The sequence below is a fragment of the Dysgonomonas reticulitermitis genome (assembly GCF_054601275.1).
In genome coordinates this window covers 17920-33744 of record NZ_BAAHWU010000016.1, presented here as the reverse complement: position 1 = coordinate 33744, position 15825 = coordinate 17920, and the positions used below count along the sequence as shown (strand labels likewise).

At 40.9% G+C, this 15825-nt stretch carries 12 protein-coding genes; 7 read left to right on the top strand and 5 right to left on the bottom strand.

Annotated elements, in window-relative coordinates:
- Window positions 1-162: 162 nt before the first annotated feature.
- Window positions 163-1614 carry an amino acid permease gene (locus ACYPZI_RS08090; RefSeq protein WP_459600409.1) on the bottom strand — a complete coding sequence of 484 codons (1452 nt, stop codon included), beginning with the start codon at window positions 1612-1614 and terminating at the stop codon, window positions 163-165.
- 214 nt (window positions 1615-1828) lie between these two features.
- Here ACYPZI_RS08090 and ACYPZI_RS08085 point away from each other — a divergent pair, with 214 nt between their 5' ends.
- Window positions 1829-3022 (top strand): saccharopine dehydrogenase family protein, encoded by a 1194-nt coding sequence (locus ACYPZI_RS08085; RefSeq protein ID WP_459600407.1) that lies wholly within the window; start codon window positions 1829-1831, stop codon window positions 3020-3022.
- Window positions 3023-3213: 191 nt separating this feature from the next.
- Here the strand turns inward: ACYPZI_RS08085 and ACYPZI_RS08080 are convergent, their stop codons facing one another.
- Window positions 3214-4236 (bottom strand): GlxA family transcriptional regulator, encoded by a 1023-nt coding sequence (locus tag ACYPZI_RS08080; protein ID WP_459600406.1) that lies wholly within the window; start codon window positions 4234-4236, stop codon window positions 3214-3216.
- A 960-nt stretch (window positions 4237-5196) separates the two neighbouring features.
- Between ACYPZI_RS08080 and gap the strand changes: the two genes are divergently transcribed.
- The gene (gene gap, locus ACYPZI_RS08075) at window positions 5197-6207 is read left to right on the top strand and encodes a type I glyceraldehyde-3-phosphate dehydrogenase (protein ID WP_459600404.1); all 1011 of its coding nucleotides are present in this window, start codon (window positions 5197-5199) and stop codon (window positions 6205-6207) included.
- Window positions 6208-6476: 269 nt separating this feature from the next.
- On the opposite strand, the gene ACYPZI_RS08070 is transcribed toward gap, so the two are convergent.
- The 3 genes from ACYPZI_RS08070 to ACYPZI_RS08060 all read right to left on the bottom strand — a co-directional run bounded on the left by ACYPZI_RS08070 (window position 6477) and on the right by ACYPZI_RS08060 (window position 8374).
- Window positions 6477-6983 carry a hypothetical protein gene (locus tag ACYPZI_RS08070; protein WP_459600402.1) on the bottom strand — a complete coding sequence of 169 codons (507 nt, stop codon included), beginning with the start codon at window positions 6981-6983 and terminating at the stop codon, window positions 6477-6479.
- A 70-nt stretch (window positions 6984-7053) separates the two neighbouring features.
- A complete protein-coding gene (locus tag ACYPZI_RS08065; protein ID WP_459600400.1) occupies window positions 7054-7713 on the bottom strand; it encodes a hypothetical protein in 660 nt (219 codons plus the stop codon).
- Between the two features lie 259 nt (window positions 7714-7972).
- The gene (locus ACYPZI_RS08060) at window positions 7973-8374 is read right to left on the bottom strand and encodes a hypothetical protein (protein WP_459600399.1); all 402 of its coding nucleotides are present in this window, start codon (window positions 8372-8374) and stop codon (window positions 7973-7975) included.
- A gap of 547 nt (window positions 8375-8921) precedes the next feature.
- On the opposite strand from ACYPZI_RS08060, the gene ACYPZI_RS08055 reads away from it, so the two are divergent.
- The 5 genes from ACYPZI_RS08055 (at window position 8922) to ACYPZI_RS08035 (ending at window position 15819) form a co-directional block, all read left to right on the top strand.
- Complete coding sequence (locus ACYPZI_RS08055; protein ID WP_459600397.1) at window positions 8922-9665, top strand: NigD-like protein; 744 nt, start codon at window positions 8922-8924, stop codon at window positions 9663-9665.
- A 535-nt stretch (window positions 9666-10200) separates the two neighbouring features.
- Complete coding sequence (gene lpdA / locus ACYPZI_RS08050; RefSeq protein WP_459600395.1) at window positions 10201-11550, top strand: dihydrolipoyl dehydrogenase; 1350 nt, start codon at window positions 10201-10203, stop codon at window positions 11548-11550.
- Between the two features lie 90 nt (window positions 11551-11640).
- The gene (locus ACYPZI_RS08045; protein ID WP_459600393.1) at window positions 11641-12411 is read left to right on the top strand and encodes a lipoate--protein ligase family protein; all 771 of its coding nucleotides are present in this window, start codon (window positions 11641-11643) and stop codon (window positions 12409-12411) included.
- Window positions 12412-12441: 30 nt separating this feature from the next.
- Window positions 12442-13770 (top strand): dihydrolipoamide acetyltransferase family protein, encoded by a 1329-nt coding sequence (locus ACYPZI_RS08040; RefSeq protein ID WP_459600391.1) that lies wholly within the window; start codon window positions 12442-12444, stop codon window positions 13768-13770.
- A gap of 18 nt (window positions 13771-13788) precedes the next feature.
- Complete coding sequence (locus ACYPZI_RS08035) at window positions 13789-15819, top strand: alpha-ketoacid dehydrogenase subunit alpha/beta (RefSeq protein WP_459600389.1); 2031 nt, start codon at window positions 13789-13791, stop codon at window positions 15817-15819.
- Window positions 15820-15825: the final 6 nt, after the last annotated feature.

Here is a 15825-nt window from a genome sequence, read left to right as displayed (position 1 = left end):
GTAATGGCACCAGACTTTTCTATAAATGTCCCGACAAATATAAACAATATTAATATTTATCGTATTTTTGTGAAAGAAAAAAATAAGTACGCTTATCTTATTTAAACGTTAATTAACCTCATTGTATCGAAAGGTTAAATTTAAATTAACATACAAGAGCCTTTATAGGGGTTTATTATTCAGCTTGCTGTGTTTGATACCGTAAGTGAAATAGATAATAAAACCTATAAACATCCAGACTATCAGGCGTAACCATGTGTCCCAGGGGAGATATAGCATTTGAATTAAACAAATCCCGGCGCCAAGAATAGGTACTAACGGCACTAACGGCGTCCTGAAAGGGCGATTGATACCGGGGTTTGTTCTGCGGAGCACAATAATAGAGATACAAACTATGACAAAGGCCATCAATGTACCTATCGATACCAATTCTCCTAATATGTTGATAGGTAATATCCCTGCAATGAGAGCTGACGCAAAACCTGTTAATATGGTCGATTTGTATGGGGTTCCGTATCGTTTGTGGACACCCGAAAAGAAATGGGGTAGCAAACCGTCTTTCGACATAGAGTAGAATATGCGCGACTGCCCCAGCATCATAACCAGTACCACCGAGCTTAATCCTGCAATTGCGCCTATTTTGATGAGTGGAGACAGCCATAGCAGGCTTCCTCCTACTTTGTCGATCGCATAAGCGATTGGTGCGGGGTGATCCAGCTCCGAATAATGAACTATTCCTGTCAGTACGGCTGTTACAGCTACATACAGCACCGTACAGATAAGTAAAGAATATAGGATGCCTTTGGGCATATCTTTTTGTGGGTTTTTGGCTTCCTGCGCGGCAGTCGATACTGCATCGAAACCTATATATGCGAAGAATATGACTCCTGCACCTCGTAGTATGCCAGACCAGCCGAAATGTCCGGGACTGGTTTCAGCCGGAATGTATGGCGCCCAATTGTCTGTTGACACGTAAGCTATACCAAAACCGATGAATAATAAAATAACGACAACTTTGATGATCACAATCAGATTGTTGAGTGTGGCAGATTGTTTTATTCCTAAAATTAGCAGGACAGACATGAGAGCAACGATAAACATTGCAGGAAAATTGAGAACACTGCCTGTGAGATAGAAGCCTTCCTGAACCGTATAGCCGATAGGAGAAAGGGCTATCGAAGTAGGTATGTGTAAGCCGATACTGTCGAACAGGCTGACAACATATCCCGACCATCCTACGGCAACAGTTCCTGCGGCAAACAGATATTCAAGTATAAGATCCCATCCGATAAACCATGCTATAAATTCTCCCAGAGTGGAGTAGCTATAAGCATAGGCGCTTCCCGCGACGGGGATCATGGATGCAAATTCGGCGTAACACAATCCTGCAAACAGGCAACCTAATGCAGATATGGCAAACGAAATAGTAAGCGCAGGACCTGCGTAATTGGCTGCCGCCGTGCCTGTAAGGACAAATATTCCGGTGCCGATAATGGCTCCAATACCCAACGCAACAAGGTTTCCCGTGCCGAGGGTTCTTTTTAGTCCGTCCTTTTCGTTGCTTCTTGCTAAAGTATCTCCTATATGCTTTTTTCTCAACAAAATGCTTTTCATAATATCTCTTTAAATTCTAAATGCAAATAAATAAATATTATTTGATTATTATGACATATAAACAACGTTTATTTTTTCATATTGTTTATTTTATTGTTGGGCGGGCAGTATAATTGTTTACAATTAAAAAAATATCAGGATTATTCTTTGTCATATTTTAATCGTATTTTTGTTTCATAAAATTTTTTACTTTACTAAATCAGAAGATAATAAAATGGGAAAAGTCTTAATCATCGGAGCTGGTGGAGTAGGCACAGTTGTGGCTCACAAAGTGGCACAAAACATGGATGTGTTTACCGGAATAATGCTTGCCAGCCGTACCAAATCGAAATGCGATGCCATTGCTAAAGCGATAGGTGGAAACAAAATACAAACAGCGCAGGTGGATGCAGATAATGTGGAAGACCTGAAGAAACTTTTCAATTCGTTCAAGCCCGATCTGGTTATCAATGTAGCTTTGCCTTATCAAGACCTGACCATCATGGACGCTTGTCTGGCTTGCGGAGTAAACTATCTGGATACAGCGAACTATGAGCCGAAAGAAGAAGCCAAATACGAATATAGCTGGCAGTGGGCATATCAGGACAGATTTAAAGAAGCAGGACTGACAGCTATTCTTGGTTGCGGGTTCGATCCGGGTGTAACGAGTGTGTTTACAGCCTATGCTGCGAAGCATCATTTCGATGAAATGCACTATCTGGATATTGTGGATTGTAATGCAGGGGATCACGGAAAAGCATTTGCTACGAACTTCAACCCCGAAATAAATATCCGTGAGGTTACTCAGAAAGGAAAATACTGGGAAAACGGCGAGTGGGTGGAAACAGAGCCGCATGCGATACACAAGCCTCTCAACTATCCGAATGTGGGGGCGAAAGAATCGTATGTGATTTATCACGAGGAGCTGGAGTCGCTGGTGAAGAATTACCCGGCATTGAAGCGCGCCCGTTTCTGGATGACTTTCGGACAGGAGTACCTGACTCACTTGCGAGTGATACAAAATATAGGAATGTCCCGTATCGATCCTATTATTTACAATGGAGTCGAAATCGTTCCTATCCAATTCCTCAAAGCCGTATTGCCTGATCCGGGCGAGCTCGGAGAAAACTATACCGGCGAAACATCGATAGGGTGCCGTATCAAAGGCATAAAGGATGGCAAAGAACGTACATACTATGTGTACAATAACTGTTCGCATGAAGCCGCTTATAAAGAAACAGGAGCGCAGGGAGTGAGCTATACAACAGGTGTTCCCGCTACTATCGGCGCTATTATGTTTATGAAAGGCTTGTGGCGTCAACCGGGAGTATTCAATGTTGAGGAGTTTAATCCCGATCCGTTTATGGAAGAATTAAACAAACAGGGATTGCCTTGGCACGAACTGTTTGATATAGACCTTGAAATGTAGTCGCTGCATTCATAATAATAGAAAAGGCTGGATTGAAAGATTCGGTCTTTTCTGTTTTAATGAAATGCTTGGAAAATCTACTTCTTTCTCTGGATTGCTTCGAGCAAGCCCTACCAATGACGTTCATCGTTTAGTCCTTTCGTCATTGCGAATGTAGTGAAGCAATCCAGCTTCCACGCTCGCCTCCCCTACTATACATATTGTACCTCAACATCACACAGCGAGGACTGAAAACTCTTCCTGTATTGGGCAGGGGTAACTTCGAGCAGGCTGAGGAATTGACGGCGCAGGTTTTCCCCGGTTTTTAGTCCGCAATAATCGGCTATTTCATCCACAGACAGTTGGGTTTCTATCAGATGCTGACTGGCATTTTCCACTCTCAGCTTATTAATGAATTTTGCCGGAGTAACACGTAGCTCGCGAACAAAAACACGTGCAAAGTTGCGGGGACTCATGGCTGCATATTCGGCAAGCCGTTCTACCGAGAGGTCTTCCCTGAGATGTTCCAATATCCATTCGCAAACTTTCCGGATAATGGGATTGCCTATTCTCTTACAATCCAGATATGTACTGAACTGCGATTGATTTCCGGGACGTTTCAGATACAAAACTAACCAACGTGCGACCTGCAAGGCAAAAGATTGTTCCAAATCTTCTTCTATCAACGCCAGGGCCAAATCCATTCCTGAGGTTATTCCGGCGGCAGTATAAATCTTCCCGTCTTTAATGAAAATACGGGCTATTTGTACATCTATAGCAGGATACATCAGAGCCAGTTCTTCATTTTTCGACCAGTGGGCAGTTGCTTTCTTTCCATCCAGAAGTCCGGCTTCTGCCAGAATAAATGCGCCGGAACATACCGAGCATATCCGGCGGATTGCTCCCGATTGTTCTTTCAGCCACTCCAGCATCTCATTTCTCAGGCCGGAATCAAGATAGCGGGCTAGTCCTGTTATCATTAGCGTATCTACCGGATAATCAATTTCGGTATAACACCCCTCACTCAATATTGGCAGGCCGGAAGATGTATTTATCTGTTTTTCCTTTCCCATCGACACTACGTGTACCTGATATTTGAAATCAACACTGTGCTGTACCAAATCAAACATATCCATTGCTTTAGCAAATACTTCCAAAGGCCCAGCTGTGGTCAACAATGTTGAATTGGGCGGAACAAGCAGTACAATATGTTTTGTCTTTAATGGTTTATTCATAATCTTTGTTCTTAATTGTTTATTTCCTTTCGTCATTGCGAGTCGGAACCCAATTTTTTGGGCACAATGTGTATATGACAGAATGCTAAATCGCTATATTTTTGATATGTTGAATATATTTTCATTTCACTCATTATCAACAGTATATAAAAATCTGTCATTGGTAGGGTTCACCCCTACAATTAACTAAAATGTAACAAACTTCTACAGTAAACAGTAGTCAGTAGTCAGTAGTCAGTAGTCAGTAGTCAGTAGTCAGTAGTCAGTAGTCAGCACTCAGCACTTTTAACTCCTGCTTTTCGTTTTAACTAAAAAGTAACAAACTTCTACAGTAAACAGTAGTTAGTAGTTAGTAGTCAGTAAACAGTCGACCTTTTCGTCATTGCGAATTTGAAAAATCGGCGGAGCCAACAGGAGTGAAGCAATCCAGAGTATTGATTATTAATGGATTGCTTCGGGTAAACCCTCGCAATGACGTGCGACAGTCAGCAGTCAACAACTTGTACCTCGTATCTCGTCTACTCGTATCTTTTTAACTAAAAAGTAACAAACTCCACACTCAATTAGCCATTAGCCATTAGCTGTTAGCCGTTAGCTTATAGCCTTTGTCGCTTCGCGCCATTGTTGACTGTTGACTGTTGACTGATAACTGTTGACTGTTACTGTCGCTTCGCGCCATTTGCCAATTTGCTAATTTTAACTACACTTCGTTCCGTTGAACGTTGTTTCAAATTCGCTAATTCTCAAATTATCACTATATCTATAGATAAAACCGGCGCCAGGGGGGCAGGCTCACAATGACGAAATTATTTTAGTCCTTAAAATTAAATATTATTTGCCGATAAATATTCTGTTTTGGCAGAAATTGTATATTTTTTGTCATTTCGGACAACAATAATTAATATATCTTTGTAATACAAAAAAGAACAAGAAGTTTTATTACTTAAAAACCAATTTATTATGAAAGCAATTAAGGTAGGTATTAACGGTTTTGGACGTATCGGTCGTTTAGTATTTCGTGCTGCTCAAAACAGGAACGATATACAGGTAGTTGGGATCAACGATTTGATCGATGTTGAATACATTGCTTATATGCTTCGGTACGATAGTATTCACGGACAATTTGACGGAACTATTGAAACAAAAGGCGGAAATCTGATTGTAAATGGCAATGAGGTGCGTGTTACAGCGGAAAAAGATCCCGCCAATCTGAAATGGAACGAGGTAGAAGCCGAATATATAGTAGAATCCACAGGGTTGTTCCTGACAAAAGAAAAGGCTCAGGGACATATTGCCGCCGGAGCTGAATATGTGGTTCTATCGGGACCGGCTAAGGATGATACCCCGATGTTTGTTCCGGGTGTGAACAACGATAAATACGTAAAGGGGACTCAAATAATATCGAATGCTTCCTGTACAACCAACTGTCTGGCATTGATAGCAAAAGTATTGAACGATAAATTCGGTATCGAAGAGGCTTTGATGAGTACCATACATTCCACCACTGCTACTCAAAAAACAGTGGACGGCCCATCGATGAAAGACTGGCGGGGAGGTCGTGCTGCTGCGGGCAATATTATCCCTTCGACTACAGGCGCTGCCAAGGCAGTGGGTAAGGTTATTCCGGAATTGAACGGGAAACTTACCGGTATGTCTTTCCGCGTTCCTACCCTTGATGTTTCGGTTGTAGACCTTACAGCCCGTTTGTCGCATGAAACTACCTATGCTGAAATATGCAAGGCGATGAAAGAAGCCTCGGAAGGCGAATTGAAAGGTTATCTGGCATATACAGCCGATGAGGTGGTTTCTTCTGATATGATCGGAAATCCGAACACTGCCATTTTTGACGAGAAAGCAGGGATACAATTAAGCCCTACTTTTGTGAAAGTAGTAGCGTGGTACGACAATGAGTGGGGATTCTCTTGTAAAGTTCTCGATTCTATCGCTACAATGAAGAAAGTAAACGGATAAAGGGAATCATATAAATAAGCCACCTACATTCGTCAACAGCCCCCTCTAACTCCCCCATAGGTGGAGAACAGAACCCCCTTCGGGCAGGGCTGTTAAGTTCTCCATTTTACCCTGCTATATTCTGCTGTCATCCTGAGTGGAACGAAGGATCTCCTTCGATTAAGGAGATCCTTCACTCCTGTTGGCTCCGCCGATTTTCAATTCAACATGACTCAAAGAGGATATAATAATTCAGAACTTAACAGCCCTGCCTTACGGGGTGGTTAATATTAAAATATTCTTTTCAGCACTATAGCACAATTTTTTGATGCTACTTCCAATGCGACATTTTCCGTATTGGATGACGCATCAAAGAGGTATCCGTGAGTGGTGGGGAAAGGCGTATCGCCAATACCCGCTTCAATCAGGCTTTTCTCTTTTGTTACATCAAATTTCAGAACCTCACCATACACAATCTTTCCCTTTTTAACGCCGTCTGAAAAGATGTTGTATTTTTCCTCCCGTAACGAATCGCTTATTTTAACCGAAACAGTCACAGGCTCTTTTAATTCGGGAACAGAATCCCTATTCTGAATAAAATTCATTTGTGCTTCCTTATCCGATAGTTCTTCATTGTGCGTTTGCAGTTTCATAATGTTTACCACAAGCAAGATAATGCCCGATACAAGGAATACTAAGCCTAATCCGGTACTGTTTGTCCATGCCAGCAACATAATACCGAGAAGTATAGCGGTAATTTCGCCGAGAATACCCATAATAAGATTAAATTTGGTCATTTTATTTGCCTCCTGTAATTTTTATGCCCCTTGCGGGGCGGTTAATACTATCATTTATCAACTTTTTGCTTTATATTCTAAATATCTTTATAAAATCAGGGTCTTTAGTATCATCATACGCACTTGCAGGGATGACTATTAATTCTTGGTCTTTTCCTTGCACTTTCAGTTGTCCAGACTCCTTGAATATATTTTCTAAAGGTTTAATTTTTTGATATTGGTAATAACATACCGTTTCTGCTTTGTCTCTCCATCTTTTATTTAAAAATTCAAGTCCTAATTTTATCGCTTCCTTGATTTCTTTTCGGTTTATATTCAGCCTTTTACTGTAGTGTCTTATCAAACAGTATCTTGTTATAAAATATGCAGGTATTGTAAATATAAGAATTCCAAACAGTACGGAAATTGCCTCTTCTCTTCCTTGCATAATTTCTTTAAAACTCAATCCACCAAAAAGCAAAAACAGTAAAAGTCCAATTCCAATTGGTATATAATTAATTGTTTTATAAACCCTTACTCTTTCATTTATGCAATTAAGGCACAAATGAACTGTATTCTCACCAAAAATTTTATACGTTGTTTGAGTTTGATAAACATTGTAAGGATCATTAAATACTCCTTTCGTTGTCGTTCCTGTTTGTGTTCTTTGATAGGAAGTTATTATCCCATACTCAAAACGAAAATTTTCTGCTTTCTGCTTTCCGCAAATTTCACATTTATAATCTGACATAATATAAATTATTTGGTTCAAAATTTTTCTTTTGTCTACCTCGCTTGCGTGCAACAACCTGTTTTTCGCTTAAAACTTTCTTTAAAACTATTCTTTTCATTTCCTTATTTTTTGTGTCCCTTGCGGGCGGTTAATATTACTCCCATTCGCCGCCGACAATGTTGTAATACATTTCTTTGCCATCTATCACGAATTTAATTTTACTTGCTTCAAAAAGATTATCATCAATGTTGAACATTGCACGCTGGCATTTTTATCTTTACTCTATCTTTACTTTTACTTTTTTCCCTCGTTTTGGGTAAAATGTAATACTTTCAGGATAAGGTAAAACGTTTTGAGTAAGAAGAAAAACAACGGATGTCTTTTCTACTCTAGTAAAATTGAAATAGTACTCCTTACCTTTTGAAGCATAAGAACACGTAATAGGGAATTGTCCTTTCTTGTCAAGAGAACTCATTCCAAATCCTTCTCCAGATACCTGAATAGAAATAAAGCGATCAACATCATAGGTTATTTCGCACTTTTCTATGGTATAAGATTTTTTTTGAGCAGTGAACGTCACCGGTAATCCTTTTTCTACCGTAATTTGTTTTACCTGTGCTGCAATACTCATTGATACTGTTGCTACAATGGCAATCAGAATTGTCTTTTTCCTGTTCATTTTTTTCGTTTTATTGCCCCTTGCGGAGCGGTTAATTATTCCTTTTCCAAATTCAAAAGTTTTTTCAGAGCGTCTTTATACTGAAAAGTATAGGCGCAACAAAAAATCGCGACAAGACATAAACTTGTTGTGATATGATTTTATTTTGTAATAGATTGAATACTAATGGTTTACCCCCCCCTCCAGCAGTTTGACATTTGTAAATACAAGCGAACCAAACCGTTAGCGGCTTCCACGGGGACGGCAGCAACAAGGGGCGATATGAACGGGAACATGCTCATTGCGTAATGTTTGAAACTTTGCTTGTAAAGTTATTGTAAATTTTTAAACCGGCAATGAAAATGTTGAAAATCTGTATGGTAATGGGAAAGAATTTCCATATCCTGATTGATTTTCTCTTTTCACCATTGCGAGCCAAAAGCGAAAGACAATCATTATTTTTATAAAATTTAATATATTTTTTAATTTTTTATTGCAGCTTTTTTAGTTGCTCGTTCATCATTATATTATACATAAAAAGATTAAAACAATTAACTACAATAGAATTATGAAAACGTTAAGATTTTTTTTAATGACCTTAAGCGTTGTATGTGTCGCCTTGGCCTTTCAATCTTGTTTAGATGACGATGACACAGACTGGGATCTAAGATACCCAAATGCGCTTGTAACAGTGAAGCCAATCAGTGGAAATGCATTTTTTCTGCAATTGGACGATAAAACGACTCTACTGCCTACAAATATGACATCTTCTCCTTTTGGGAGTAAAGAAGTAAGAGCGCTGGTTAATTACAAAGAAGTAGATAAGCCTAGCGAAGGGTATAGTAAAGCTGTTCATATCAATTGGATCGATAGCCTTCTTACAAAAGCGATTGCTCCGGATTTAGGGGCAGAGAATGACGAAATATATGGGACAGATCCTGTTGAAATTGTAAATGATTGGGTGACAATCGCAGAAGACGGTTATCTGACACTCCGTTTCAGAACTATATTTGGAAATACCAATAAAGCTCATTTTGTAAATTTATTAGCAAGTACCGACCCTACTAAACCTTATGAAGTAGAATTTCGTCATAATGCATATGGAGATATTCATGGCAGAGAAGTGGACGGATTGGTGGCATTTAATTTAAGCAGCCTTCCTGATACTGAAGGTAAAACCGTGAAGTTGAAATTGAAGTGGAAATCGTTCAGTGGAGATAAGTCCGTTGAGTTCGATTATGCTACACGTAAATCGACTGTCGGTAAATCTTCCTCTATAGCTGCGGTAAGGAATGCTTTAAACCTGAAATAAATTTCTATATAAAAGCGAAAAGAGGCTGTGTCAAAAGACCTTTTGACACAGCCTCTTTTTTTATTATGCAAACCTTGTGTTAGATTCTTGATGAATTTAATTTAGCATTGTATTATCTGTCTTAAGTAATGGAAAGTATTTATTACAACATAATTTTCGTTTTTGTCATGCTGACGATAGGAAGCATCTCTTGTCAGTTCCGCTTTTAAGGAACAAGATCCTTCGTGCCTCAGAAACAACGTTCGGCAGAGCGAAGCGGAGCCAATGACAAAGAGAATGTTGCATTAATTATCATAAATTACTTAAAACTGTTTTTTGAGAAAAAAAATAGGATTATCTTAATCTGTTAAGTCTGAAAGCTATCTATCCATGCCTCGTTGATTTGTATTGCTTCACCTCATATCGATTATCTATAAGTGTAATAGTTAAAATCGATAAAACTTATCGCCTTGTTGTTTGTTTATACCTTACTATGTAAAGTGAACATAGCAAAATAATCGTTTTTAACATAAAATAAAACAATCAGGTGATAACCATGGAATTTGACATAGCAATTATTGGTGGTGGTCCGGCCGGATATAATGCAGCGGAGGTAGCTGCGTCAAACGGATTAAAAACTGTCCTTTTCGAGAAAAAATATATTGGTGGAGTATGTCTTAACGAAGGATGTATTCCCACAAAAACTCTTTTATATTCGGCTAAGACACTGGATAGTATAAAAGGTGCAAGTAAATACGGAATTACTGTTGGCGAGGAGCCATCTTTCGATGTGTCGAAAATAATCAACAGGAAAGATAAAGTTGTAAAGAAATTAACCGCAGGTGTCGGTTTCAAACTGTCGGCATACGGCGTTACCGTTGTCAAGGAAGCCGCGACCATACTTGGCGAGAAAGATGATAGAATCAATATCTCCGGCGGAGGTGAAACTTATTCGGTAAAATATTTATTACTGTGTACCGGCTCCGAAACAGTTATCCCTCCGATAAAAGGTTTGTCGGAAGTAGCTTACTGGACATCCAAAGAGGCATTGGAATTTGCCTGTCTGCCTAAGTCACTTGCTATTATAGGCGGAGGCGTTATCGGTATCGAATTCGCTTCCTTCTTCAATAGTATGGGAGTTGATGTCAATGTTATAGAGATGATGCCCGAAATACTGAGCGTAATGGATAAGGAAACATCAGCGATGCTCCGCGGCGATTATGCAAAGAGAGGTGTCAAATTTCATCTGAATACAAAGGTTACAGAAGTAACGAAGAAAGGCGTTGTTGTTGAAAAAAATGGTAAGGCTGAAACTATTGAAACAGAGAAAGTATTAGTCAGCGTAGGTCGTAGAGCTATTACAAGCGGCTTCGGATTGGAAACACTGAATGTTGAGCTTCTGAAAAGTGGTGTAAAGGTTAATGAATATATGCAGACAAGCCATCCGCGTGTATATGCGGCAGGCGATGTTACCGGTTTTTCTCTGTTGGCTCATACCGCTATCCGTGAGGGAGAAGTGGCTGTCAGTCACATTTTGGGAGAAGATGATAAGATGAGTTACAATGCTATTCCGAGCGTGGTTTACACCAATCCTGAGATAGCAGGGGTAGGGAAGACCGAAGAAGAGTTGACGGCAAAAGGTGAACTATTTCGTGTACTGAAGCTGCCTATGGCGTATTCAGGACGGTTTATTGCCGAAAATGAGACAGCAAACGGCCTATGCAAAATCATAGTGGATAGTGACGACCGTATCATCGGATGTCATATGTTGGGAAATCCTGCATCGGAATTGATTGTTCTGGCCGGGGTGGCGATAGAGAACGGTAATACTGTCGAGGAATTTCGTAAGCATGTCTACCCGCATCCGACTGTTGGCGAGATCATTCACGAGACTTTATTTTCGTAATATCTGGTTTGCAATGCATATTTGCACAATTGGAAACCGGAACAGTCAACAGTCAACAATCTTTAAATCTTTAAATAAAACTTACATAAAATGCTTTGTATCAATAATACATATACTGATGCCTGGTTCAATCTGGCTGCCGAAGAATATCTCCTGAAAAATTTTTCGGAGGAATTTTTCATGTTGTACCAAAACGAGCCGTCGGTGGTCATTGGTAAATATCAGAATGTGCCGGCTGAGGTTAATCTCGATTTTATACAGAGGAATAATATTAAAGTAGCACGGCGTTCGTCGGGTGGCGGAACGGTATTTCACGATCTGGGCAACCTCAATCTGACTTTTATCGGAAACAATAAAGGGATAGGTTTTGACCGTTATGCCGAAAGGATAATTTTACTGCTTTCTACGCTCGGAATCCATGCGGAAGCTGATGCCCGACTGGCAATCAATATCGATGGGCTGAAAATATCGGGTAGCGCGCAATGTGTTCATAAAGATAGGGTGATGTATCATGCAACGCTTCTTTTTTCTTCCGATTTGCATAGCCTTACTTCTACATTGGAGAGCGATCCGAAGCAACTGGAGAATAAAACAGACAACAGGATCTATGTCAAATCGGTGAAAAGTCCGGTAACGAATATACTTGAACATCTGAATACGAAACTGGATGTAAAGCGCTTTAAGGATTACACGATGACTTACTTTCTGAATGAGGAACAGGGAAACACTTTTTATCAGTTTACCGGAGAGAATATTTCTGAGATAAATACTTTGGTCGACCAGAAATACGGAACCCCCGAATGGAACTATGACGGAAAGAGGCTAAAGGCTTCCAACCTGACAATGCAATCTATAATTTAAAGACTAATTACTACAACAATAATATAAATCATGGCGAAATTTGAAATAAAAATGCCCAAGCTGGGCGAAAGTATTACCGAAGGGACTATAATCTCGTGGTCGGTCAAAGTTGGCGATACCATCAATGAGGATGACATTTTATTTGAGGTAAATACGGCAAAAGTAAGCGCCGAAATTCCCTCTCCGGTATCGGGAAAGATACTCGAAATATACTTTAAAGAGGGCGATACCGTATCGGTAGGTACTGTTGTTGCCATTGTCGATCTGGACGGCGAAGACAGTGCAAGTGGTGAAGCTGAAAAACAAGAAGAGCCTGCGCCTGCTCCTAAAGCTGAAACTAAGAATGAAGAGAAAGCTGCTCCGGCAGAACTTGCTAAAGTAGCGGACGAAAAAGTAACTAAGGGAGCCGACAGATGGTATTCTCCGATAGTATTACAGAAAGCAAAAGAAGCCGGAATCAGCCGGAATGAACTCGATTCTATTCCCGGAACCGGTTACGAAGGACGTTTGAGCAAGCGCGATATCGAATTGTATATAGATAATAAGAACAAGGGTATATCTTCTTCTGCACCAGCTGCTAAACCTGCCGCGAAAGCTTCTTCGCCGTCTGTTTCCGCGCCACAGGAAAGCGTACCCAAAGCTCTTCCTGTACAAGTTAGCGATGGGGACGAAGTTACCGCAATGGACCCGATCCGTCGTATCATTGCCGACAGGATGGTTGCTTCTAAAAAAATATCTCCGCATGTAACCAATGTTATCGAAGTCGATGTGACCAAGCTTGTTCGCTGGCGTGAGCAAAACAAGGATGCGTTCAAGAAACGTGAAGGTGTCAGCCTTACATATATGCCCGCGATAGTTGAAGCCACTGCAAAAGCATTGAAGGACTTCCCTCGCGTAAATTCTTCGGTTGATGGGTATAACATTATCGAAAAGAAGCATATAAATGTCGGCGTTGCCGTGTCTCTACCTGATGGTAATCTGATAGTTCCTGTAATAAAGGATGCCGATAGATTAAGTATTAGCGGTCTTGCCGGATCTATTAATACAATGGCAGATAAAGCACGCAGAAATAAATTGATGCCGGATGAAATTCAAGGCGGTACATTTACGATTACCAATTTCGGTTCATTCAAGAGCCTGTTCGGAACACCGATTATCAATCAGCCCGAAGCAGCTATTTTGGGTGTCGGTATCATCGAGAAAAAGGCTGCGGTTGTAGAAACTCCGGAAGGAGACGTAATCGCGATCCGGCACAAGATGTACCTGTCACTCTCTTACGATCACCGTGTGATAGACGGTATGTTGGGAGGTAACTTCCTGTACCGCATTGCCGAATATCTCGAAAACCGGAATGCGTAACCTAATATGAAAACTGATATGAAAAAATATAGTATAAAAACAACAGATAAAGAAACGTTGAAAGAGTGGTATCACCTGATGACATTGGGGCGTGCCCTCGATGAAAAGGCTCCGGCTTATCTGCTGCAATCTCTCGGCTGGTCATACCACGCGCCTTATGCAGGTCACGATGGCATACAGCTTGCCGTGGGACAGGTATTTACCAAAGGCGAAGATTTCATGTTCCCTTATTACAGAGATATGCTTACTGTTCTTTCTGCCGGACTGACAGCCGAAGAGCTGATCCTTAACGGTATATCGAAGGCAACGGATCCTGCAAGTGGTGGACGCCACATGTCTAACCACTTTGGTAAACCCGAATGGCATATAGAAAATGTTTCTTCGGCTACGGGTAATCACGATTTGCATGCGGTGGGAGTAGCCCGCGCTATAAAATATTATGAGAAGAAGGGTGTTGCCATTACTTCACATGGCGAATCGGCAATGTCGGAAGGTTATGTCTTTGAAGCAATAAACGGAGCGTCGAAAGAAGGGCTGCCCGTAATATTTGTAATACAGGATAACGGTTATGGCATATCTGTTCCTAAAAAAGACCAGACCGCAAACCGCAAAGCCGTAGACAACTATTCGGGTATAAAGAACCTGAGGATAATGTATTGTAACGGAAAGGATGTCTTTGAATCGATGGATACGATGACAGAAGCCCGTGAATACGCGATTGCAAATCAGACGCCTGTATTGGTGCATGCCAATTGTGTGCGCATCGGTTCGCATTCCAATTCCGATAAACATACATTGTATCGTGACGAAAACGAATTGAAATACGTAAAAGAGGCCGACCCTCTGCATAAATTCCGCCGGATGCTTTTACGTTACAAACGTTTTACCGAAGAAGAATTGCAAGCTATTGAGGCCGAAGTGAAGAAAGAGGTGAGCGCTGCCAACAAAAAAGCATTAGCCGCGCCTGATCCCGATCCGAAGTCTATTTTCGATTTTGTTGTACCGGAACCGTACCAACCTCAAAAATATGTTGACGGCACTCACAATGAGGAAGGAGAAAAGAAGAATCTGGTAACGGCTATCAATGAAACACTTAAAGCAGAATTTCGTCACAATCCCGATACTTTCTTATGGGGACAGGATGTAGCCAATAAGGATAAAGGAGGAGTTTTCAATGTTTCGAAAGGTATGCAGCAGGAGTTTGGCGAAAAACGTGTATTCAATGCTCCTATTGCTGAGGACTTTATAGTGGGAACAGCAAACGGTATGAGCCGTTTCGATCCGAAAATACGGATTGTTATCGAAGGGGCCGAGTTTGCCGATTATTTCTGGCCTGCTATGGAACAGTTTGTAGAATGTACGCATGATTACTGGCGTAGCAATGGCAAATTCTCTCCGAATATAACATTGCGTCTTGCTTCGGGAGGATATATCGGAGGAGGGATGTACCATTCTCAGAATCTTGAAGCTGCTTTATCTACATTACCCGGATGCAGAATCGTTTATCCTTCTTTTGCAGACGATGCCGCAGGATTGTTGCGCACAAGCTTACGTTCGAAAGGCTTAACTGTCTTCCTCGAACCAAAAGCCTTATACAACTCCGTGGATGCGGCGACTGCTATTCCCGACGATTTCGAAGTTCCGTTCGGAAAAGCCCGTATTCGTCGTCAGGGAAAGGATCTGACACTTATCACATACGGAAATACGACATTGTTCAGTCTTTCGGCAGCCGAACGTTTGGCCAAAGAAAACTGGGATGTGGAGGTGATCGATTTACGCTCTTTGGTTCCTTTGGATAAAGACGCTATTCTTGAGTCGGTGAAAAAGACAAGTAAGGCGCTTATTGTACACGAAGATAAAGTATTTTCCGGTTTTGGCGCGGAAATTTCCGCTCTCATCGGTTCGGAAATGTTTCAGTATCTGGATGCGCCGGTACAACGTGTGGGTTCTACATTTACCCCTGTTGGCTTCAATCCGATATTGGAAAAAGCCGTACTGCCGGGAGAGGATAGAATATACGAAGCAGCTAAAAAATTACTAGAGTTTTAGACAATC

What these genes read in the sequence shown, in the direction of transcription:
- ACYPZI_RS08055 (WP_459600397.1), top strand. Translation starts at nt 8,922, where the DNA reads ATGAAAACGTTAAGATTTTTTTTAATGACCTTAAGCGTTGTATGTGTC.
- lpdA (WP_459600395.1), top strand. Translation starts at nt 10,201, where the DNA reads ATGGAATTTGACATAGCAATTATTGGTGGTGGTCCGGCCGGATATAAT.
- ACYPZI_RS08085 (WP_459600407.1), top strand. Translation starts at nt 1,829, where the DNA reads ATGGGAAAAGTCTTAATCATCGGAGCTGGTGGAGTAGGCACAGTTGTG.
- ACYPZI_RS08080 (WP_459600406.1), bottom strand. Translation starts at nt 4,236, where the DNA reads ATGAATAAACCATTAAAGACAAAACATATTGTACTGCTTGTTCCGCCC.
- ACYPZI_RS08070 (WP_459600402.1), bottom strand. Translation starts at nt 6,983, where the DNA reads ATGACCAAATTTAATCTTATTATGGGTATTCTCGGCGAAATTACCGCT.
- ACYPZI_RS08045 (WP_459600393.1), top strand. Translation starts at nt 11,641, where the DNA reads ATGCTTTGTATCAATAATACATATACTGATGCCTGGTTCAATCTGGCT.
- ACYPZI_RS08065 (WP_459600400.1), bottom strand. Translation starts at nt 7,713, where the DNA reads ATGTCAGATTATAAATGTGAAATTTGCGGAAAGCAGAAAGCAGAAAAT.
- ACYPZI_RS08090 (WP_459600409.1), bottom strand. Translation starts at nt 1,614, where the DNA reads ATGAAAAGCATTTTGTTGAGAAAAAAGCATATAGGAGATACTTTAGCA.
- gap (WP_459600404.1), top strand. Translation starts at nt 5,197, where the DNA reads ATGAAAGCAATTAAGGTAGGTATTAACGGTTTTGGACGTATCGGTCGT.
- ACYPZI_RS08060 (WP_459600399.1), bottom strand. Translation starts at nt 8,374, where the DNA reads ATGAACAGGAAAAAGACAATTCTGATTGCCATTGTAGCAACAGTATCA.
- ACYPZI_RS08040 (WP_459600391.1), top strand. Translation starts at nt 12,442, where the DNA reads ATGGCGAAATTTGAAATAAAAATGCCCAAGCTGGGCGAAAGTATTACC.
- ACYPZI_RS08035 (WP_459600389.1), top strand. Translation starts at nt 13,789, where the DNA reads ATGAAAAAATATAGTATAAAAACAACAGATAAAGAAACGTTGAAAGAG.